Source organism: Vibrio breoganii, assembly GCF_024346795.1.
GTDB classification, from domain to species: Bacteria; Pseudomonadota; Gammaproteobacteria; order Enterobacterales; family Vibrionaceae; genus Vibrio; species Vibrio breoganii.
The window spans coordinates 580,990-601,954 of the sequence record NZ_AP024865.1 but is presented as its reverse complement, the minus strand read 5'-3'; the positions used below and the strand labels follow the sequence as shown (position 1 = coordinate 601,954).

Below are 20,965 nucleotides of genomic sequence, written 5' to 3'. Positions count from 1 at the left end.
TTGGTCAAATACTCTTGTTTATTGTTATTCTTTACAATACACATGTGAAAGGTGATAAATCGCAACAACATCATAGAGTTGCTGTCAGTGGATTGATATCCGTATGCAAGAGAGGAAGGGATGAAACTAAATTGTGATATGGGTGAAAGCTTAGGCGCATGGACAATGGGTAACGATGCCCAGATCATGCCCTATATCGATATGGCCAATATTGCCTGCGGCTTTCATGCCTCAGATCCCGATACGATGTCGGCTACTATTGCACTTGCTAAAGAGCATGGCGTGTCTATTGGTGCCCATCCCGGATATGCAGATTTACAAGGCTTTGGCAGACGCTCTATACCCCACACTAGCGATCAAATTACTCATCTTATCCTCTATCAAGTAGGCGCTCTGCAAGGGATATGCCGATTGCATCAAGTCAATGTCGACTATATAAAGCCCCATGGCGCCCTCTATAACGACATGATGAAAGACATCGCGCTATTCACAGCCGTTATTGAGGCCGCTAAGCAATTGCAGTTGCCGTTAATGGTGCTCGCAACCGACAACGCAGACTATTTACACATCGCACAACGGGCGAATGTGGCTCTCATTCACGAAGGCTTTGTGGATAGACGCTACACCCAAGACAAACAACTTGCTCCGCGCGGTCTGCAAGGTGCTGTCTTGAATGACCTTGATGGAGTAAAACAGCAAGCACAGGCTTTGATTAAAGGAAGTACATTCAGCAGTATTGATAATGCGCCGATTCAAGTCGTTGCCGATACCTTGTGTGTTCACGGTGACGGTAGCAACGCCCTAATCTTTGCTCAACATCTGCGTGATTTAATTGGTGAGCAAGCAAAGTGACCCTTATCCATAGCCGTAAGCCACACATTGAACAGGTAGGTGAATGCGCCATCCTGCTTCGATTCTCAGATGAGATAGATGAGTCTCTGCCCTCTTATATCGCCCATTTTGCTTCTATTGTTCGTTATAAACTAACGCCTAAGCCCGTTAACTGTGTACCTTCTTATACTACTTTGTTGCTCGAGTTTTCTGCACTGACGTTTGATGACAAGCTCATCCAAGAGCAACTGATGTCACTATTACTGGATCCAAGTAGTAATCATGCGCCTGACTCAACACGCACCATTGAAATTCCGGTTTATTATGGCGAAGAAGTCGCGCTAGATGCGTCTCGTTATTCTAAAGAGAAGGAATTGTCGCTACAGCAGTTACAAGAAATCCACACCTCGACTGAATATCAAGTTCACGCCTTAGGGTTTGCCCCCGGGTTTGCGTTTATGGCGCAAGTACCAGAATTACTGCAACTGCCCCGCCTTGATGCGCCAAGGCCAAAAGTCCCAAAAGGCAGTGTCGCTATTGCAGGCCCGCAAACGGCTGTGTATCCAGAAGAAAGCCCTGGTGGCTGGAATATCATTGGCAGAACCCCCATAGAGCTCTACAACCCACAACATGAGCCAATGACTGTATTGTCACCTGGTGCCAAGGTTCGCTTCATCGCTATCTCTAAACGCCAGTTTATTGAGCTTGGAGGCATTTTGTGAATAAGGTACTCACCCTGCTTAAAACCAATGCGCTAACAAGCATTCAAGACAATGGACGCTTTGGTTACGCTCATCTAGGAATTACCCAAGGTGGAGTCGCTGATGAGTACTCTTTTCATTGGGCGAACAAGCTACTGGACAACCCATTTGCGAGTTCAGTTATCGAAACCAGCCTTGGCGGTCTAGAAGCAGAATTTGAACAAGACTCTTGGTTTTCCGTCACCGGAGCCCTTGACAACGTCTACTTAGATGACGTTATGGTGCCAAACTGGAGCCGAGTATGGGCTAAGCGAGGTCAGCGCCTTAGCGTTAGGATGCCACGTACCGGCTTGAGGAACTACATCGCCCTTCCTACCGGTATCAAAGCGCCTTTACATCATGGAAGCACTTCTACTGTACCCAAAGACCGTTTAGGTGGATTACACAGTGACGGGCAAGGGCTAAAAACAGGTGACGAAGTGTATTGCCTTGCCCCTTTACTAGAACACTGTAAGCCAATCTCTGTTGCACCGAAGTTCATCCCAGACTTTGCACCAACATCGATCATGCCGCTTCGACTTTTGCCCGGTTCTCAACACGCCCTTTTTGATCAAAATGCAACACAAACTCTGTTTGAATCAACCTATAGTGTTGGCAGTCAAAGCAATAAAATGGGTTATCAACTAACAGGAAGCCCTTTGACCGCACCCCATCAACACCTTATATCTGAACCCATAGCTCTTGGAGCTGTGCAGGTACCACCAAGTGGCCAGCCTATTATTATGCTGTGCGAACGACAAACAATCGGTGGATACCATAAGCTAGGCACTGTCGCTAGGCTTGACCTTGCTAAACTCGCGCAAGCTAAACCGGGAACAAGAGTTCAGTTCATTCAATCAGATGTAAGCACTTGTCTTTCAGAATACAAAAGCTGGTTAAAATTTTTCCAAAAAGTAGCACCATAAAAAAGCACAAAATATTTAAAAAAATGCTTGACCTATTTCCGCGAAAAAACCGATCTAAGGACATTGTGAATAACGAAGTTTGTGAAGCCTTGAATTGCTAAAGGTTAAGCCGTAGTTAGGGGATTTATTGAGAAGAGTTATCCAACTAGTTATCCACAATTCGTGTGGATAACCATTTTGGTGCAAATGCTTGATACGCTTAGAATGCTAGTGATTTGCAATAACATTAGTGGATAAATATTACCTAATTTTGTTAACTTTTTTACAAAACAATTTCTCATAGCCCAACTAGGTAAAGGGTTGAGGGCTTAATGTTGTTTTACAACGGTTCAGGCACAGCTCATAAAGCTGTGCCCTGCGGCCTACAGTGAACCATTTTTTACTGGTAGCAATAACTGCTTAATCAAACTGTTGACCACCAAGGCTAAAATCACAAATGTCAGCACAGGAAGTGCAAACCATAGCTGTGGGTGCATACGCACAGAAAGATCAAAGCCCCAATAAAGTAACCCACTAACGCTCGCTTCAGCGCCCAAACTCGCCACTAAGCCTGCGATAAGCGCCATTAATCCATATTCGCACCATAACGTGGTTGAAATGCGCTTTTTGCTGGCACCCAGCGTACGATACAAACGTATTTCTAACTGTCTTTGTGAAATGCTCAGACGCAATAGCGTGAATATCAACAGTAACCCTGCCACGACACCCAGGGCTGCCAAAACGGTAATAGACCAGATAATCTGAGAAAGCAGCGACTGGATCTTGTCTCCCATCTTTCTGATATCGAGCAAGCTCACCGTTGGATGCTGAGATGATAGGGCTTGTATCATAGCGTCATGCTCTGGCTCTATTCGGTAAGACACCATAAACGCACCCGGCATTTGCGGCGCGTATTGGGGCGCAAAAATAAAATAGAAATTGGGCTTCATTTCACGCCATTCCACCTTACGAATACTATTGACCACAGCCTTGACCTCTTGACCACTGATCACAAACCCAAGTTCATCACCAATTTTGAGATTAAGAGCCTCAGCTACCTCCGATTCCACTGAGACGCCGTTTTCGCTTCCCCATGTACCTTCTAACAGCTCATTGTAATCGGGGAGTTGGTTAGCCCAAGTGAGATTAAGCTCTCGACGCACCGCATCCGTGTCTTGATTGTCTTCGGAGACCTGCTTAGCGTCCACATCATTAATCTTGGCTAAACGACCACGAATAATAGGAAAGGCTTGGGAGCGCTCGATATTTTCGGCATCTAATTGACGCAGGTATCCATCTACCTCATAAGGAGCAATGTTTATGGCAAATGCATTCGGCGCATTCTCTGGAAGTGTACTTCGCCAATCTTGCAAAAGATCAGTGCGAACCAACCATACAATCGCGAGTAGCATCAAAGACAGTGCCAAAGCGCCAAATTGCAGACCACTGGCCAATGATGAACGGTTAAGGCGACTTACCGCAAGTGCCATCGCTGGGCTTAATTTCAGCTTTCCAATAAGCTTTGAAATCATCATGGCCACACCCGCTAGCACCACAAACAGCACGGCCATGCCGGCTAGCACTATCCAAACTAAGGTGTTAGACGCATACACCACAAGCATTGGAATGATAGGCACCAATACTAGCCACCAGCTTTTTCCGTTACGCTGCTCAACAGGTTGCAACACGTTGGTTGCCGAGGTGTTCAACAGATTTATCATTGGGATGCCCAAAGCAGGTACACCAATTAAGAAACAGCTGGAGATGGCGACCAACATTGGAGTGACGCCGTAACTTGGAAGTGGATCAGGGAGCAAATCCGCTAGCGGTACACGCAGCAATACCTCGAGCACATACCCAATAGCCACGCCAAACACCACGCCAGTGACAAACAAAAGAAGCACCTGAATCATAAGCCAGCGGCCTATCCACTTCTTGCTTGCCCCTATGCTCTTTAACATTGCAATGGTTTGACGGCGCCCTGCCACATAATGCTGACAGGTCAATACTAAGGTGGTCGCTGCCATGATCACCACAATCGCCACAGTCAAAGAGAGATACTGAGTGGTACGCGTGAACATATCGTTGGTACGACTGCGGCTGTTTTGGTCTCGCCAGCGATCACTAGGAGAGAGTTCTACCTTATCTTTCAAGGCTTGTAACTGTGCGTCTGGCCCGGTAAAAAATTGCTGATAGCGCACTCTTGAGCCCAGTTGCAGTGCTCCGGTACTTTCTATATCACTAGAGTGTATAAGCGCTGTGGGCATTTGTTGGAATGGATTAAAACTGAGCCCTGGTTGCTGCTCTATCATGCCGTTTAACGTAAAGTCAGCATCACCAATAGTGACAGTGTCACCCTGCTTAACGTCTAACGCCAGCATTGCCCGCTCTTCGAGCCATAGCTCTCCCTTATTGAGATGGGATGCACTACGTTCGTTAGATGCCAAGACTAGATCGCCACGCAATGGGTAAGCGTCATCAACGGCCTTAACGGAAACCAGCAACATCTCTTCTTCGCCAAATGCCATAGTCGCAAAGCTGACCATAGAAGCGACATCAATGTCCGGTGACAATGACTGCGTATTTAGCGCTTCGGGAACAGGGTTTGCAGAACGATAGACTAAATCTGCTGTTAGGGCATCTCTACCCTGCTTAACGATGACCTGCTCCATCCTCTCAGCTAAGGCTGATAATGCGAACACACACGCAATAATAAGGGTCAGCGCCACCGATATAGGCCATAACTGACCATGACGAATCTCTTTAAAACTCCAAGCAAGCAGACGTCTGTTTAGCTTTGTATTGGCTTGGGGAATTGTAGCAACCTGTGATTGTTCCATAGTGCCCCCTATGCCAGTTGCGCAGAATCTGTATCTTCACTGTGCACGGTGCCACCTTCTAGATGTCCCGATTGCATGCTAAAGACTCTGTCACAGCGCGAGGCTAGCGTATTGTCGTGGGTGACCATGATCAAGGTCGTCCCATGCTGCTTGTTTAATGCGAATAACTGCTCAATAATATTCTGCGCCGTGTGTTGGTCGAGATTGCCAGTAGGTTCATCCGCAAACAGGATCTGAGGACGCAACATGAAGGCTCTCGCCAAAGCCACTCGTTGCTGCTCTCCACCTGAGAGTTGCGATGGAAGGTGGTCTAAACGGTTTTCTAGGCCCACAGAGGCAAGGAGCTCTTTGGCTCGCTGCTCATCTTCGGCTTCGCCTCTTAACAGGCAAGGCAGAGTTACGTTTTCTAAGGCGCTGAGACTTGGGATCAAAAGAAAGCTCTGGAATACAAATCCGATATACTGACTGCGCAAATCGGCACGCTGTTCATCATCAAGCTCAGATAACGCATGACCCAACAGCTCGACTTCACCCTCGCTAGGGACATCTAGCCCTGCCAGAAGCGTCATTAGCGTAGATTTACCTGCGCCGGACGCTCCTACAATTGCCACACTTTCTCCAGAATGAATATCCAAATTTACATTCTGCAGGATTGTTAAATGCTCTTGTTTGGTAGAGACTGTTTTAGTTACCGATTGAGCCTTAATTACGGATGTGGTCATGATACGTGTGCTTTCCTTTGTTTTTCTATTTTTATCCATAAACGCCAACGCCGCGAGTTTACTAGTGCTTGGCGATAGCCTCAGTGCAGGCTATCAAATGCCTATCGAAAAGGCATGGCCTACTCTATTGCCTGATGAACTTTCAGATCGCGGTCATCAAATGAGAATCATTAACGGTAGCATATCTGGAGATACCACAGGTAATGGTTTAACAAGGCTGCCTGCCCTATTAGACAAGCATCGCCCGGATTACGTGCTAATTGAACTCGGTGCTAATGATGGTTTACGAGGTTTCCCCCCTAAACTGATCAAAGATAACCTAACCAAACTGATTGATCTCAGTGAAGAAAGTGGTGCTAAAGTCATTGTGATGCAAATCCAAGTCCCACCTAATTATGGCAAGCGCTATACGCAATCCTTTGAACAAGTCTATCCTAGCGTAACTGAAGACAAGGGCGTTGATTTAATTCCATTTTTTCTGGCTGAGATCATCACTGACCCTGACTTGATGATGCAAGATGGTCTGCACCCTAAGGCGAATGCTCAGCCATGGATCGCGGAATTTGTCGCACTGCAGCTGTCGCCACTACTGTAATTCGAGACTTTCTTAGAACACCTGACACTCAACACCTAACACAAAGAGAATTGATTAGATGAAGATTGAACCCATCATCAAAGGCGTCGTTGCTCGCTCTGCGCACCCCGCAGGTTGCGAGCAAGCTATCAAGAATCAGATAGAGTATGTTTCGAGCTCAAAAGCGATCACTCGCGGTCCTAAAAGAGTGCTAATTCTGGGCGGCTCATCAGGCTTTGGGCTGGCCTCGCGTATTGCTCTTACCTTTGGCGGAGCAAAGGCAGATACCATCGCGGTATCCTTTGAGCGAGGTCCTTCAGAAAAAGGCGTTGGCAGTGCTGGCTGGTACAACAATATCTACTTCAAACAGCAGGCTGAGAAGGCAGGCTCTAAGGCGGTGAACATTATCGGCGATGCTTTCTCTGATAAAGTTAGGCAGCAGGTTATCGACACTATACGACAAGAGTTTGATGGTAAGGTGGATCTGATTGTGTATAGCTTGGCAACAGGCGTTCGACCAAAGCCCAATTCCGATGAAATGTGGCACTCAGCCATCAAACCTATTGGCGAGCCGCTCAAAGGCGCCAGCATAAACTTTGAACATGATTCATGGATTGAATCTGAACTGTCACCGGCCACTGAGCAAGAGATAATAGACACCCAGAAGGTCATGGGCGGCGAAGATTGGGAGAGTTGGGTCGATTTCCTTATCAACCATGATGCTATCGCACCGCAGTGCCAGACTATCGCCTTCTCTTATATTGGGCCTGAATGCACTCATGCTATCTATCATCAAGGCACACTAGGCAGAGCTAAGGTCGATCTTCATCAAACGAGTCACGCATTGAATCTTAAGCTTGCAGCCTTTAATGGTGGCGCTTACGCCAGCGTGTGCAAGGCGCTGGTCACCAAGGCAAGTGTCTTCATTCCGACGTTTTCTCCCTACGTACTAGCGCTCTACACGTCGATGAAAGAACAAGGGCTTCACGAAACCTGTATTGAGCAGATGCAGCGCTTATTTAACTCTAAGCTCTACCCTACGCCTATCGTCGATAGCGAACGACTGATTCGAGTGGATGATTGGGAGTTAAAAGATTCCGTTCAGCAACAAGTCGCCGAGATACTACCAAAGCTTACTGAGGCTAACTTTAAGCAATTGGGAGACTACCAAGGGGTTAAAACTGAGTTTATGCAACTCAATGGTTTTAATATAGACGGGGTGGATTATGATCAAGAATACGCCCTTGAAGCACTAAAATCTCTGACTCCGTAACCGCACTTTGACCACAGTTCAACCACTTACGGCTATCTAACTTGATAGCCGTTTTTGTTTCAAACGAACTGAGTAATTCAGACTATCCTTATACAAGAGAAAGCGCGTCTTAAAGAGATGGAGTTTTAATGCACTCGCTTGGTATTCATTGTAAAGGTAACGGATTACGTCATGGCCAGAGTCAACACGCAAAAGCTAGAGGTGCCCGACAAGATCTATGGATCTTGGCAAGACATGCTTGAGATCCTTGCCCAATATGCTCACGTTCCCGTTGCCATGCTCAATCGACTCAATCAAAGTCACTTAGACATCTTCTGTAGTAATCACCATACCGATAACCCTTTCAAAATGGGCGATTCATTTGCCCTAGGCGGACATCACTTTTGCGAAACTACACTGAAGACAGACTCCATTTTGGTGGTAAACGACAGACATAAAGACCCTACATGGAAAAACATCACCGAACCATTAGACGACAACATGGTGTCATACTTAGGCATTCCGCTGCATTGGCCAAATGGCACACCCTTTGGAACCCTATCCATCTTAGACAGTAAACCCAACGACTTTAAGATTTCCGTTCGAGAGTTACTGTCTGTATTCAAAGACTCAGTGGAAGCCCAGCTCACTGTTATCTACCAAAACCAAAAGCTCCAACTCATTAACCGAGATCTACAATCGAGAATCCAAAACCGCACCGTAGAACTTGCAAATCTTAGCTACCAACTCGATAAAGAAGCCACAAAAAGAAAACAGCTGGAGCGTGAAGTCCATTATCAGCAACACCATGATGTGGGCAGTGGGCTTTTAAATGCAAAAGCCTGGGAGTTAGAAACCAATCGTATCGTTAATCATGCCGATCTCTATAATCAAGAAATAGCCGTCTTCTACTTAGGTATCAGCAACGGACATCGCATACAAATCGATATGGGTGCTGAGACCCTAGATCAAATCATCAAACAACTGAAAGATAAGTTAAGCCAGCTAAGTCCTCATAAACAACTGTGTGCTAGACCTCGATCAAATGATATTGCTTTTACCCTACTCTCAAATAGCAGTAGCAAAAACTACGACACCATTATTCAGAGAATCATGGACATTACGTCACAAGATTTCGACGTCCCATCAGGAAAGGTTCGCTTGCAAATCTATGTTGGGGTGTCATTGAGCCATCCACAACATGGGCAGCAAAACCTTGCCCTAACCGTTCAAGCATTTCAAGCGATGCAAAATGCAAGAGAATCGGGTAAACGGATTCTGTTTTATGATGATAACCAAATAGACAGAGGCACTCGCTTAAATCGCTTGGAAAGTTATTTTATGGAGTCCATCCGTGATGATGCTATCAAGTTGTTTTACCAACCCCAGATAGCACTCGATAATCGTCAATGGAGTAGTGCCAGCACTTCCATTCGCTGGGATCACCCTATCCTTGGCAATGTGTCTGAACTGTCTATCAATCAACTGTGTGACCAACCCGAAATCGCAGACGCCATGTGTCATTTCATCATCAAGAAATCGATACATATTGCGCAGCAATGGCGAGCGATTAAACCGTCTTTTCGAATTGCAGTGAAACTGAACGCATGTCAGTTAGCATCGCACGATTTACCCAATCTCCTAGCCAACTGGCTTAAATTGGCACAGTTATCGGGCGACTGCCTGGAGGTTGAGGTCTCAGAAAAGCAACTGTTTGCTAATGAAGGCTCCTTACAACCTACACTAGAACAGCTTTCAGCCTTAGGTGTGCATCTCACTCTGTGTGATTTTGGACATGGCCATGCTTCCTTTAGTTATCTAAAGCACAGTCCTTTTAAGCGCATAAAAATCGATAAGTCGTTCACAGATAATCTGCAGCATAGCTCCGAAGACAGAGACTTTTTACATTCACTGATGCAAATCACCACTAAACTGGGCCTTGATACTGTCCTCACCGGTGTTGAAACCAAAGAGCAAGAGCAATGGCTACTGCAGTTTGATACCCCTTATGCTGAGGGTAAAATGTACTACGGTCCTATGACTCGCAAAGACTTCGAGCAATCTTTATGCAGGCAAAGTGAGATTAGTCTTCATTAGATGCGCAAGCGATGCATTTTTCTGAACATCTACAGCGTAGGATTGTTATAATCGCTAAATGCTTGAAATCTAGGGTTCCAAAATGGATCTGCTCACCGCAAAACTGAAAAAACTCGAAAAACAAAACTATCGCGCCTACCAACAGATAAAGGGAAGCTACGACTTTACGGACTTTGCCTTGCACATCGACCAGGTTCAAGGCGACCCATACGCCTCTGCATCGCGCTTTAGAGCAGTAAGACCGTGGTCTGTGACTGGCTTAGATTTCATTAAAGAGAAGTCACCTGCTTATCAACTAGCCGCGCGTGATTTCATCGCTCGTAATCTTGCTGAATACGCGAAACAAGACAACGCAATTTCGGTGGCGACAACAGGACAAGTTGTTTTAGATAACACAGCGGTATTGTTTACCGACGAAGGCATTGAGCTGCGTTTTCGCATCAACCTTCCGGCTGATGGTCGCTCCATATTGGCTAAGAAAGCACTCAATATCATTACCTTCTACCTGCCAAAGTACCTGCGTAAGGCCACATTGTGGAGAGAACTACCACAAGAGCGCTTTACTCAGCATTGTGAAGTTATAGAAGATCAGTTTGCGCTTCGTGAGCAGTTACAAAAACATGATTTAGTCAGCTTTATCGCCAATGACAGTATTCTGCCTCGCCTATCGGGTGAGAGCGATATGCCGATGAAGGATGCACTGGCAATGCAGTCACCTGCTGAGCTTGCAATCACTCTTTCTACGCCAAACCACGGTGATATCACAGGTTTAGGCATCAAAAAAGGCATCACGCTGATCGTCGGCGGTGGTTTTCATGGTAAATCTACGCTGCTCAATGCTATAGAGAAATCCATTTATGACCATATCCCTGGAGATGGACGTGAGTATTGTGTCACAGACCCACTAAGCATGAAGATCCGCGCTGAAGATGGCCGCTGTGTTCATAACCTTAATATTGCCAACTTCATCAATCATCTGCCAATGGGCAAATCCACTACCGATTTTTCTACGCAAGATGCCTCTGGCTCAACCTCGCAAGCCGCTTGGCTTCAAGAGTCCATCGAATCTGGCGCTAAGAGTCTTTTAATTGATGAAGATACCTCTGCGACCAACTTTATGATTCGCGATGAGCGCATGCAAGCCTTGGTAGCAAAAGAGGCCGAGCCTATTACGCCGCTGGTAGACCGCATCGCTGAGCTTCGTGACAGTGAGGGCATTAGCTCAATTATCGTAATGGGTGGCTCTGGTGACTACCTTGATGAAGCTGACTGCGTCATTCAAATGCACGAGTATCAACCTGTCGATGTCACTGAGAAAGCCAAACAGGTAATACAACAACATCCAACAGAACGAACGCATGAGCGCGAGCAGCCATTGCAAGAAAGCAAACCACGCTCATTCAATCGAGCATGTTTGCAAACATTACTCGCAGAAGGCAAGTTCCGTGTAGGAGCTAAAGGCACAACCTCTCTGCGTTTTGGTAAAGAGTTTATCGATATCACTGCGCTAGAGCAGCTTCAAACGTCAAATGAAGTAAACGCAATAGGATGGACATGGTTTCAGGTGGCGCAAGTGCCTGGCTGGAGCCAAGACCTGCAAGTTGAATTCGAGAATCTTGTCAACAGCGATGATTGGCATGCACTAATGCCAAACAATGGTGATATTGCGAAGCCGAGAATATTGGACTTACTAGCGACTCTAAACCGTCTGCGCAAAGCTCAGTTTAAACCCGCGAAGTAGCCTCATCATCCCAAAGCGCCATTTAGTTTACCGCTGATGGCGCTCTTATCATGCTTTAGGCCGCTCTTTGTGCCCTAGCCCAAAACCAAATAGCATTGCTAAGCAGGCGAAGCCAATTGGCAAATAGGCAACATTTCCTACTTTGACATTATTCGCGACCTTAGCGTAGCTAGGCGCAAAAGAAAGGTAAGTCACTACAACCGGTTGCTCCCCCAAACAGCATCATGTTGGCATCGAACGTCGCCGATATTACTCCAAGAAAAGTAAGCCTAGCCCATGTAAAGTGATAAGAGCACCTTTAAAACCTATCATTTTTACACACCACAAACTGTATTCGTAAAAGGCACTAAAAAACTTAATCGTTAAAGCAAGTCCAAATAAAAAAGCCCCGCATAAGCGAGGCTAAGTGTTTAAATCTAAATTAGAATTTTTTGACGAATCGTCCTACCAACCCTGGATGATAACTCCAGTTGTGGCTGAAGATATCTAGCAGTTCCGGGTTGCCATATTTAGATAAGCTCACCGCATGGAATCGATTGTGTCTTGCTTTAAGCTCTTCGACCTTGTTGACCATATCCTCAGATTGTCTCGGTGCGATGAAATCTGATAGAACCACCATATCCGCATTCAAGAATTTGTCCGTGTGCATAAGGTCAATACACTTTTGCAGTACCGGTTCAAAGTCTGTACCACCATGGAAGGTATAGGACAAGAAGTCGCTTGCCTCTCTGAGGCCATCTTTTTTTGTAAGCTCGTAGGTAATCTGCTCGGTAGAAAACATGATCACGAAGCAGTCTCGTTGCTCGGCAAGGGCTATCTGCATAAGAGCAAAAGCGATGGCTTTCGCACACTGTTCAGGGAAGCCGCTCATGGAACCTGAGGCATCTACACAGACAATAAAAGGCCCTTTTTCTAACTCAAGTTCGCTCGAGTTAGGCAGTTGCGCATTTATCTTACGAAGTTTGCGGGATTTCCCCTCGGTACGGTAACTCATCAAGCGCTTATCCACTAAGTGCTTATAAAAAATGGTTTCAAGTTCAGGGTATGCCAAAAACATGGTTTCGTTCGGCAACATCTTACTTAGATCGTCGCTCTCGTGAATTCCCACGATATCATCGGTGGCTTCATTAGATTGCTCTTCTACATACTGCAGTTCAGCAACAGGGGCTTTCCTTAAAGAAGGATCATCTACCTGGCTGGCCATACGACCTAATTCACTCGCAATCTCTTTTAAGCCACTATGCTTACGCAAAAAGCTCGCGTACTTGGCCATGGTACTGACATCGGTTCGGCTCAATCGAGCCGCAGCCATATCCCATAAACGACCTAGTTGTGCTTCGTCTCCGGCCTCACCAATTTGACGCATGTTCTTCATGTTTTCCATGCGATTGTATAGATCTTCTAAGAACTTCTGCTTATCTTGCTCGAGTTCATCCAATTGCAACTGTTTGATCGTGTTGTATATGGATTGATACCACTGATCACAAAAGTAGTGCGCAAACATTGGATTAGGTGTGTGTTTTTGACGCTCAAGGAGTTTCTTCGCCGAACCACAAAATGGGCTCTTTCCTTTGAGCTCACTCACCACAGATTTTATATCTTTATCAAACTGCTCTTCATCCCAGTGAATGACCTTTTGATAAAGAGCAAGCTCAGCTTGGATTTGCTCAGACTCAGAGACCTTACTGATGCGTTTTTTGACTGACCCTTTCCACTTTCTCAAGTGGTTTTTAACCGAGGTCTGCACTCCTGGCTTTTCAGAAGACAAAAGAACCTGACTGCGGCCGATAAGATCATTGACCGCGGTTTCTACCATTCCAGAGTCTGCAACGGACATTGCGAGATTTAATGCGTCAGCACCTAGCATCCCGCTCTCCTATTCCGCAAAGAAGCCGGCCAAAAAACCGATTCTTTGTGCTGTTTTCTTTGAGGTGGCTTGAGCAGAGCTAAGCGCTTCTGAGAGCTGCTGTAGGCTCGACTCCATTGCCGTTGGAAGTTCCGGTTCAATGAAATTATGCGGCAATGCGCCGTGGAAATCAGAACGCACCTTTGTTAAAAGTAGCTCAGCATTCATTAGGTTATTCACCGCCTCGTTCGCTTGTGCATGCCATAACTGATGCTTCTCAGGATCAAGGCCTTCGTTGGTCACTAAGCTCAACAAAACAGAACGATTAGCTATGTCTTTAATAACAAGGTTATTATCGGCATCAAGTGCAAACTTCAGTGACATGAGATTTGGGTTTTGATTGACGTAACCATAGACATCGCCACCACCATGACTAATAGCATTCACAAGATCCGTTTGTGGCACGAACACATAGCGGGTATCCCCTTTATCATGCTCAGAAACAGACTGATTGCTTTGCAACAGCACAAGTTTAACTAGGTTACGTGCATTGCCAACACTATGAGGACGCCAGTCATCAAAGTTAGCCTTAAAGTCTTCCTTGCCCTTGCGCAGTAAACCAGTGCCAGGCTCTGATTCTACTTTCATGGTATGACTGAATTCTATCTCTGCCTGAATATCTTCTAGGATCTGACTGCTGTCTTCAATCGTCTGCAGTATTTCACTTTGATTAAACGCACGCTTAAGAGCAAACTCTCGCATCACGTCGCGCACTATCAAACGAGACTCGGGACTATTCCATAAGCAGTCTTGAATCAAAATAAGATCAAGGGCGTTGATCTTTTGACGACCGTTGAAGAACGCACTCGCCTTGAGCAATTTCACCGCTTTCTTCCAGCGGCGGTCTGACACATACAACTCATCGGCACTCAGGGTTTCTTCGGCATCTTTATGGCGTGCTTCAAGCATTGTTTTAAGTTGATACAACTTATCAAACACTTCATCGGATAATGGCATACTGTCGAGCTCATTGAGCCATTGAGCATACTCTTCATTAGAGATAGTGAGCTCTTCTGGTACTTGCGCTTCTTGCGGTGTGCCCACGGTCAGCATGCTATGGAAATTTTGTTTGTCTTGGATTCGGTTAACGAAGATGCGAACTAACATACGATCATAAAGAGCTTCTAGGCCACTATCTTTGTCTGGTAGTTCGTTTGAAGCGGAAATAAGCAGGCGCATAGGCACCTTCTCGATCTCACTGCCATTCTTGAAAGTTTTCTCGTTGACTACAGTAAGAAGCGTATTCAATATAGCGGGACCCGCTTTCCAGATTTCATCTAAGAATACGACGTTCGCCGTAGGCAAGTAGCCCTTAGTTAATCGAACATAACGACCATGGTCTTTCAACTCTTGGATGCTAAGGGGACCGAAGACTTCTTCAGGTGTAGAAAAGCGTGTCATTAGGTATTCAAAATAGCTGCTGCTTTCAAACGCAGAAATTAGGCGCTTGGCGATAAGACTTTTTGCAATACCTGGGGGTCCTAAAAGGAAAACACTTTCTCCAGATAATGCGGCTAGTAGGCAGAGTTTAATGGTGTGTTCGCGTTCATAAACGCCTTCCGAAAGCACCTTTACAAGTTTATTGATACGTTCAGAACGCAATGCACGTTGCGCGTGAGAAACACGAGTCGTTTCCATTATTAAAATGCTCCATAAAACAGCGGCTGTTAATTATTTTTATAGTCAGGTTAATTATATGTTACAAACGCAAATTAACTCTAGCTGTTATAACAACTTAACGAGATCTTACTCACACTGCAAACTAAGATTGCAAATATGGTATTTAACCATTCCAATCAATACGTTAATTTGAGTTTTGAGATGTGAATAAAGGTCAACGCGAAAAGTGTGATCTTGTACATAAACGGCCTAAAAATAAAGGCAAAAAGAGTAACAAAGAATGCAAAAAACACTCCATAGCTGGAAAAATCTGTCATTAGTTGAAGAAACACTCACTTTGCCAAATGGAGTCGTTACCAACCATACGTCGATTAATCACCCAGGTGCTGTTGTAGTCTTGGCTAAAACGCCATCGGGTAAGCTGCTGTTGCTCAATCAGTACCGCCCTTCTTTAAAGGAATGGCTGCTTGAAATCCCAGCGGGGACACTAGAGCCTAATGAAGACCCTTTTGCGGCAGCAAAACGCGAACTGGAAGAAGAAACCGGCTATAGCGCGAAAAAATGGCAAAGCCTTGGAAAACTCACTCCAATGGCAGGGTTTTGTAACGAAATCCAATACCTCTACTTTGCAGAGGAATTAACGCTCACTCAAAGGCTCCAGGCCGATACGGACGAAGTCATTGAAGTACTTGAAGTCTCAATCGATGAATTGCTTCAGTGGGTACAACAAGACAAGATCAGCGATGCTAAAACGATAGCTGCGGTATCTAAAGCGCTACTTAGCGGAACATTAAGTTAAAAAGGAATAATTATGGATTTTCGATCCGATACAGTTACACGCCCGACTCAGGCTATGCGAGACGCAATAGCAAACGCTCCAGTTGGAGATGATGTCTACGGAGATGATCCTACAGTCAACGAGTTAGAAGCATGGGCCGCTGATACCCATGGCTTTGAAGCTGCCCTATTCACCTCATCTGGCACACAAGCGAACCTGTTAGGGCTTATGGCGCACTGTGAGCGGGGTGATGAATATCTATGTGGTCAACAAGCTCACAACTACAAATATGAAGCGGGTGGCGCGGCAGTACTAGGGTCGATTCAGCCACAACCGGTAATGAATGAACCGGACGGCACGCTTTGCTTCAAGAAGCTAGAAGCGGTCATTAAGCCAGAAGATTTCCACTTTGCACGCACCAAACTGCTGAGCCTAGAAAATACCATCAATGGTAAGGTTCTGCCTTTATCTTATCTCGCGGAAGCACGAGAGTTCGTCAATAAGCACGGCCTTAAACTTCACTTAGATGGCGCGAGAGTCTACAACGCAGCCGTTGCGTTAGATGTTGATATTAACGAAATTGCTCAGCACTTTGATACCATGACCATTTGCTTATCAAAGGGCCTATCAGCGCCTATCGGCTCACTACTATTAGGTGACGCTGTCACGATTAATAAGGCACGCCGCATTCGTAAGATGCTCGGCGGTGGTATGCGCCAAGTGGGTTTACTTGCCGCTGCTGGTAAGCTCGCCCTAACAGAGCAGGTAGCGCAGCTAAAAGTGGATCATGACAACGCGCAGAAACTAGTTCACGGTTTAGCTAAACTGCCTGGTTTCTCAGTAAAACCTGAGCTAGTACAAACCAATGTTGTGTTTGCTAAGCTCGGCCAAAGTGTTGATATCGACAAGATCGCTGCGGAGCTAGAAAAAGAAGGCATCACTATCACCCCTAGCAACCCTATTCGTTTTGTAACGCATAAGGATGTGAGTACGGATGATATTGATGTGTTGCTAGAGAAGTTGGCTGAAAAGCTAAGTTAGTCTGTGCGCTCTAAGATACTGGCCTTCGCCAGTATGACGTATCAGTCGATAATTCGCAGACATTCGTCATACTGGAAGCCACACCGTGGCTATCCAGTATCTTAGGTACAACCTAACCTATCGTTTGAAAGCTAATCGCGAACTTAATCTGATTTGTGCGCCCTAAGATACTGGCCTTCGCCAGTATGACGTGAGGGTGGCGATAGCTCAGTAAACCTCGTCATACTGGAAGCCACACCGTGGTTATCCAGTATCTTAGGCACAACCCAACTCACCGTTTAAAAACTAATTACGAAATTAGCCTGATTTGTGCGTTCTAAGATACTGGCCTTCGCCAGTATGACGTGAGGGTGGCGATAGCTCAGTGCACCTCGTCATACTGGAAGCCACAACGTGGTTATCCAGTATCTTAGGTACAACCCAACTCATCGTTTTAAAAACTAATTACCTAATTAGTTCGATTTGTGCGTTCTAAGATACTGGCCTTCGCCAGTATGACGTGAGGGTGGCGATAGCTCAGTAAACCTCGTCATACTCGAAGCCACACCGTGGCTATCCAGTATCTTAGGTACAACCCAGCCCATCGTTTTAAAAGCTAATTGCGAAATTAGCCTGATTTGTGCGCTCTAAGATACTGGCCTTCGCCAGTATGACGTGATGTTGGCGATATCTCAGTAAACCTCGTCATACTGGAAGCCACACCGTGGCTATCCAGTATCTTAGGTACAGCCCAACTCATCGTTTTGAAAGCTAATTGCGAAATTAACCTGATGTGTGCGCTCTAAGATACTAGCCTTCGCCAGTATGACGTATCAGTCGATAATTCGCAGACATTCGTCATACTGGAAGCCACACCGTGGCTATCCAGTATCTTAGGTACAACCCAACTCATCGTTTTGAAAGCTAATTACCTAATTAGTTCGATTTGTGCGCTCTAAGATACTGGCCTTCGCCAGTATGACGTGATGGTGCCGATAGGTCAGCAAACCTAGTCATACTGGAAGCCACACCGTGGCTATCCAGTATCTTAGAAACTACCGAACTCCTATCAAATCAACTTACCTTCCGCGGCTCTTACCTCGGTTCTTATGTACGCCCATTTTCGCTTTCATTTTGCGCTTTTCGGCGCTGCGACTGCGGCGGTGACCGCCTGTTTCTTCAAGGATCTCAGACTCTGGGCTTGGTTCAAAGCCTTCTAGCCACTCTTGAGGTAACTTGGCATCAAGCAATCTTTCAATCGCTTCAAGTAAGTACTGCTCGTTGTGGCTCATTAATGATACGGCGTGACCTTTGTTTCCAGCGCGTCCACTACGGCCAATTCGATGTATGTAGTCTTCGGCTTTATACGGCATGTCAAAGTTAATCACATGCTCAAGCTCTTTCACGTCAATGCCACGTGCCGCTACGTCTGTTGCCACCAGCGCCCTCACCTTACCTATTTTAAAGTCATCGAGTGCGCGCTGCCTTGCTCCTTGGCTTTTATCCCCATGCAAAGACGCCGCTCGGATTCCGTCCAATTTAAGCTCTTTTGCAACAGACTCTGCGCCTTCTTTAGTGCGCGTAAAAACTAGCACCTGTTGCCAGTTTCTTGAGCCTATCAGGTACGAAAGCAGCTCTCGTTTACGCTTCTTATCGACAGGGTAAACAATTTGTTCCACCGCATCAGCAGTTGAGTTTGCTGGACTGACTTCCACTTCAACAGGGTTATCAAGGATCTTATAGGCTAGATTTTTTACGCCTTTTTTGAACGTCGCGGAGAAGAATAGCGTTTGGCGATCAGGGCTAAGTTTTTGCAAGATACGCTTAATATCTGGCATAAAGCCCATGTCTAGCATGCGATCAGCTTCATCAAGCACTAGATATTTCGTATGTTGTAGAGTGAGTGTCTTATTAAACAGATGATCCAGTAAACGGCCGGGCGTGGCGATTAATATGTCACATCCCTTGTTTAGGTTACTCGCCTGTACGTTAAAACTTGTACCGCCATACACAACCACCGTCTTCACTTCGGTTGGCTCAGCGTATTGCGTAATAGCGTCAAACACCTGTTGAGCTAGCTCTCGTGTTGGCACGAGAACCAATGCCTTTACCTTGCAGGGCGATTGAGTGTTATGAACGCTCACTTGCCCCATCAAACTTTGAATAATAGGTAGACCAAATGCCGCGGTTTTACCTGTGCCTGTCTGCGCTGCTGCGAGTACGTCTCTCCCCTCAAGAACATGAGGAATTCCGTCAAGTTGAACGGGTGTAGGAGTGACAAAGTTCAGCTTATCCAGCTGCTCAACGAGAATAGCATCAAGGCCAAGTGCAGCAAATTGTGATGAAGACATAGGTAATTCCGTACTGTTTGGTCATTTTAGGGCGTGAGTCTACTCGAATTTAGTCTCAGTTACAGCCTCTATTACGTCTGGATAGAAATCCATAAACACCTGATCTAACTCTTTATAGTGTTTCTCTAACGTTTCAAAGCAATCGGCTAGCGGCCCCATGCGCGGGCTTCGGTTTGACATCCGTGCCAATGCATAACCGATGTTATCCAGATCTCGGTAGGAGTCTATCCAGCGGTTATCCCACATTGAGCTTATGACGCGTTGGTATTGTTCAGGCAAAGACGCTTCGACACACTGAGGATGAGTAGCTTGCTTGGCTTGATCGCAAAAGCTTTCTAGGGAGATGGGATGAAACTTGTCCCAATGATTGGCTAGACAATGATCCCAGAACACATCCAAAGCTATGGGCGAAAAACGTCTCGTTGCCCCAAATAATGGCTTTATCTCAGCAATTAAAGGGTGACTGTCAGTAAAGCTATCAACAAATCGGTGCATGCGAATGCCTCGCGTTATCTCTTGAGGGTAACGCCCTTCTGGGTTTCCACGTACAAAATCTCCAAGGAGATTGCCTAGAAGACTGCTATTACTCGCATCAGCAAGATGCAGGTGGCCTAAGAAATTCATTCATTAACCCGCAGAAGTCTTTGGGTCTGACTCTCTAAAGCGTTTCCGATATTCTCGTGGTGAGCATCCAAAATATTTTCTAAACCTATGTGTAAAATTATAGGGATCATTGTAGCCCAGTCGCTGAGCTATCAGGGCGATTGCCCAATCTTCATAGCGCAGAAGATCCGTCGCTTTATCCATACGTAGCTGAATAAGCTTACTTCTTGGGGACATCCCATATAGGGATTTGCACACACGATTGAGCTGTTCCTGACTAATAAAGCACCTCTCCGCAATCGACTTAACCGTCCAATCATGGTGCAACTGGGCTTCTATATCGTTAAATGTGGTTTGCACTCGAATCGCAGAGCTATACGGCTTTGCTTCAAACCGAGCCAAGATTCGGCTTACCTCGCTAATTAGCAAGCGTCGATATGCAGGTCTGCCATTGATCTCCAAGTGAAGTAGGTTCATTAGCGACCATACCTGCTCGCTAGATTCAAACGGCATCACTGCTTGCCCCCCAGAGATCAGGTCATCCCATTTAGGGAGCTTCTCTAGTAATATCCAAACCATCTTCCAGTGCGTGAAATCTGGGTGCAGTTCAAAACGATAAGGTAAGCCTGCAGGTAACACGGTTAAACTGTACGGTTTGAGTTCTTTGACAAACTCCGGCGTGATTAGCACGCCACTGCCTTCTAAGGTCACTAGCAGGGTATGAATGCCAATACCTTCACGCTCGATTTCATAGCCTGCCTCTAGCTCAGCTAAACCAGCCATAAAGTAACCACTTTCGCCGAGTTCGGGAATATCTGTGTTGGTTAGAAACCGTTCTTTACACTCATCGCTTAAATAGACTTTGTCTGACCACTCACTTTTAGGTGAAAATAGTTGCATGACAGATTTGCACAGGTTTTGGCTTTCTTTGAACATGCCTTTATCCATTCAGTGTGGCTATAGTTACCCTGATTTTCGGGGAGGT

The 20,965-nt window shown here is 45.9% G+C and carries 16 protein-coding genes; 9 read left to right on the top strand and 7 right to left on the bottom strand.

The window, feature by feature from the left end; genetic code table 11:
- Positions 1-120 precede the first annotated feature (120 nt).
- Genes OCU35_RS15775 through OCU35_RS15765 form a run of 3 tightly spaced genes read left to right on the top strand, consistent with a single transcriptional unit; the run spans position 121 to position 2,497 of the window.
- Positions 121-852, top strand: a complete 732-nt coding sequence (locus OCU35_RS15775; protein ID WP_261826515.1) for a 5-oxoprolinase subunit PxpA — start codon at positions 121-123, stop codon at positions 850-852.
- Complete coding sequence (pxpB, locus tag OCU35_RS15770) at positions 849-1,553, top strand: 5-oxoprolinase subunit PxpB (protein WP_261826514.1); 705 nt, start codon at positions 849-851, stop codon at positions 1,551-1,553. Before OCU35_RS15775 ends, pxpB begins: the two co-directional genes overlap by 4 nt.
- A complete protein-coding gene (locus tag OCU35_RS15765) occupies positions 1,550-2,497 on the top strand; it encodes a 5-oxoprolinase subunit C family protein (protein ID WP_261826513.1) in 948 nt (315 codons plus the stop codon). The genes pxpB and OCU35_RS15765 overlap by 4 nt, the downstream gene beginning before the upstream one ends.
- 362 nt (positions 2,498-2,859) lie before the next feature.
- Here the strand turns inward: OCU35_RS15765 and OCU35_RS15760 are convergent, their stop codons facing one another.
- Positions 2,860-5,316 (bottom strand): ABC transporter permease, encoded by a 2,457-nt coding sequence (locus OCU35_RS15760; protein ID WP_261826512.1) that lies wholly within the window; start codon positions 5,314-5,316, stop codon positions 2,860-2,862.
- A gap of 8 nt (positions 5,317-5,324) precedes the next feature.
- Positions 5,325-6,038 carry an ABC transporter ATP-binding protein gene (locus OCU35_RS15755; RefSeq protein WP_261826511.1) on the bottom strand — a complete coding sequence of 238 codons (714 nt, stop codon included), beginning with the start codon at positions 6,036-6,038 and terminating at the stop codon, positions 5,325-5,327.
- Between OCU35_RS15755 and OCU35_RS15750 the strand changes: the two genes are divergently transcribed.
- The 4 genes from OCU35_RS15750 to OCU35_RS15735 all read left to right on the top strand — a co-directional run bounded on the left by OCU35_RS15750 (position 6,037) and on the right by OCU35_RS15735 (position 11,702).
- The gene (locus OCU35_RS15750) at positions 6,037-6,633 is read left to right on the top strand and encodes an arylesterase (protein WP_261826510.1); all 597 of its coding nucleotides are present in this window, start codon (positions 6,037-6,039) and stop codon (positions 6,631-6,633) included. The genes OCU35_RS15755 and OCU35_RS15750 overlap by 2 nt on opposite strands.
- Before the next feature lie 58 nt (positions 6,634-6,691).
- Positions 6,692-7,885, top strand: coding sequence for an enoyl-ACP reductase FabV (gene fabV, locus OCU35_RS15745; RefSeq protein ID WP_261826509.1), 1,194 nt, complete (start codon positions 6,692-6,694; stop codon positions 7,883-7,885).
- 171 nt (positions 7,886-8,056) lie between these two features.
- Positions 8,057-9,961 carry a sensor domain-containing diguanylate cyclase gene (locus tag OCU35_RS15740; protein WP_261826508.1) on the top strand — a complete coding sequence of 635 codons (1,905 nt, stop codon included), beginning with the start codon at positions 8,057-8,059 and terminating at the stop codon, positions 9,959-9,961.
- 82 nt (positions 9,962-10,043) lie between these two features.
- Positions 10,044-11,702 carry an ABC-ATPase domain-containing protein gene (locus OCU35_RS15735; protein WP_261826507.1) on the top strand — a complete coding sequence of 553 codons (1,659 nt, stop codon included), beginning with the start codon at positions 10,044-10,046 and terminating at the stop codon, positions 11,700-11,702.
- Positions 11,703-12,123: 421 nt separating this feature from the next.
- Here OCU35_RS15735 and viaA read toward each other — a convergent pair whose 3' ends face one another.
- Positions 12,124-13,569: an ATPase RavA stimulator ViaA gene (viaA, locus tag OCU35_RS15730; protein WP_017032274.1), complete on the bottom strand. Its 1,446-nt coding sequence runs from the start codon at positions 13,567-13,569 to the stop codon at positions 12,124-12,126.
- Between the two features lie 9 nt (positions 13,570-13,578).
- A complete protein-coding gene (locus OCU35_RS15725; protein WP_390209014.1) occupies positions 13,579-15,249 on the bottom strand; it encodes an ATPase RavA domain-containing protein in 1,671 nt (556 codons plus the stop codon).
- A 259-nt stretch (positions 15,250-15,508) separates the two neighbouring features.
- Between OCU35_RS15725 and OCU35_RS15720 the strand changes: the two genes are divergently transcribed.
- Together OCU35_RS15720 and ltaE are read left to right on the top strand one after the other, a co-directional pair.
- Positions 15,509-16,027, top strand: coding sequence for an NUDIX hydrolase (locus OCU35_RS15720; protein ID WP_261826505.1), 519 nt, complete (start codon positions 15,509-15,511; stop codon positions 16,025-16,027).
- Between the two features lie 12 nt (positions 16,028-16,039).
- Positions 16,040-17,047, top strand: a complete 1,008-nt coding sequence (gene ltaE / locus OCU35_RS15715) for a low-specificity L-threonine aldolase (protein WP_261826504.1) — start codon at positions 16,040-16,042, stop codon at positions 17,045-17,047.
- Positions 17,048-18,105: 1,058 nt separating this feature from the next.
- Here ltaE and OCU35_RS15710 read toward each other — a convergent pair.
- The 3 genes from OCU35_RS15710 to OCU35_RS15700 are packed head-to-tail and all read right to left on the bottom strand — an operon-like array spanning position 18,106 to position 20,916.
- Positions 18,106-19,377 carry a DEAD/DEAH box helicase gene (locus OCU35_RS15710; RefSeq protein ID WP_261826503.1) on the bottom strand — a complete coding sequence of 424 codons (1,272 nt, stop codon included), beginning with the start codon at positions 19,375-19,377 and terminating at the stop codon, positions 18,106-18,108.
- Between the two features lie 39 nt (positions 19,378-19,416).
- Complete coding sequence (locus OCU35_RS15705; RefSeq protein ID WP_261826502.1) at positions 19,417-20,001, bottom strand: acyl carrier protein phosphodiesterase; 585 nt, start codon at positions 19,999-20,001, stop codon at positions 19,417-19,419.
- Positions 20,002-20,004: 3 nt separating this feature from the next.
- Positions 20,005-20,916 (bottom strand): AraC family transcriptional regulator, encoded by a 912-nt coding sequence (locus OCU35_RS15700; protein ID WP_065599430.1) that lies wholly within the window; start codon positions 20,914-20,916, stop codon positions 20,005-20,007.
- Positions 20,917-20,965: the final 49 nt, after the last annotated feature.

What these genes read in the sequence shown, in the direction of transcription:
- OCU35_RS15775 (WP_261826515.1), top strand. Translation starts at nt 121, where the DNA reads ATGAAACTAAATTGTGATATGGGTGAAAGCTTAGGCGCATGGACAATG.
- OCU35_RS15760 (WP_261826512.1), bottom strand. Translation starts at nt 5,316, where the DNA reads ATGGAACAATCACAGGTTGCTACAATTCCCCAAGCCAATACAAAGCTA.
- OCU35_RS15750 (WP_261826510.1), top strand. Translation starts at nt 6,037, where the DNA reads ATGATACGTGTGCTTTCCTTTGTTTTTCTATTTTTATCCATAAACGCC.
- OCU35_RS15755 (WP_261826511.1), bottom strand. Translation starts at nt 6,038, where the DNA reads ATGACCACATCCGTAATTAAGGCTCAATCGGTAACTAAAACAGTCTCT.
- fabV (WP_261826509.1), top strand. Translation starts at nt 6,692, where the DNA reads ATGAAGATTGAACCCATCATCAAAGGCGTCGTTGCTCGCTCTGCGCAC.
- OCU35_RS15740 (WP_261826508.1), top strand. Translation starts at nt 8,057, where the DNA reads ATGGCCAGAGTCAACACGCAAAAGCTAGAGGTGCCCGACAAGATCTAT.
- OCU35_RS15735 (WP_261826507.1), top strand. Translation starts at nt 10,044, where the DNA reads ATGGATCTGCTCACCGCAAAACTGAAAAAACTCGAAAAACAAAACTAT.
- viaA (WP_017032274.1), bottom strand. Translation starts at nt 13,569, where the DNA reads ATGCTAGGTGCTGACGCATTAAATCTCGCAATGTCCGTTGCAGACTCT.
- OCU35_RS15720 (WP_261826505.1), top strand. Translation starts at nt 15,509, where the DNA reads ATGCAAAAAACACTCCATAGCTGGAAAAATCTGTCATTAGTTGAAGAA.
- ltaE (WP_261826504.1), top strand. Translation starts at nt 16,040, where the DNA reads ATGGATTTTCGATCCGATACAGTTACACGCCCGACTCAGGCTATGCGA.
- OCU35_RS15710 (WP_261826503.1), bottom strand. Translation starts at nt 19,377, where the DNA reads ATGTCTTCATCACAATTTGCTGCACTTGGCCTTGATGCTATTCTCGTT.
- OCU35_RS15705 (WP_261826502.1), bottom strand. Translation starts at nt 20,001, where the DNA reads ATGAATTTCTTAGGCCACCTGCATCTTGCTGATGCGAGTAATAGCAGT.
- OCU35_RS15700 (WP_065599430.1), bottom strand. Translation starts at nt 20,916, where the DNA reads ATGTTCAAAGAAAGCCAAAACCTGTGCAAATCTGTCATGCAACTATTT.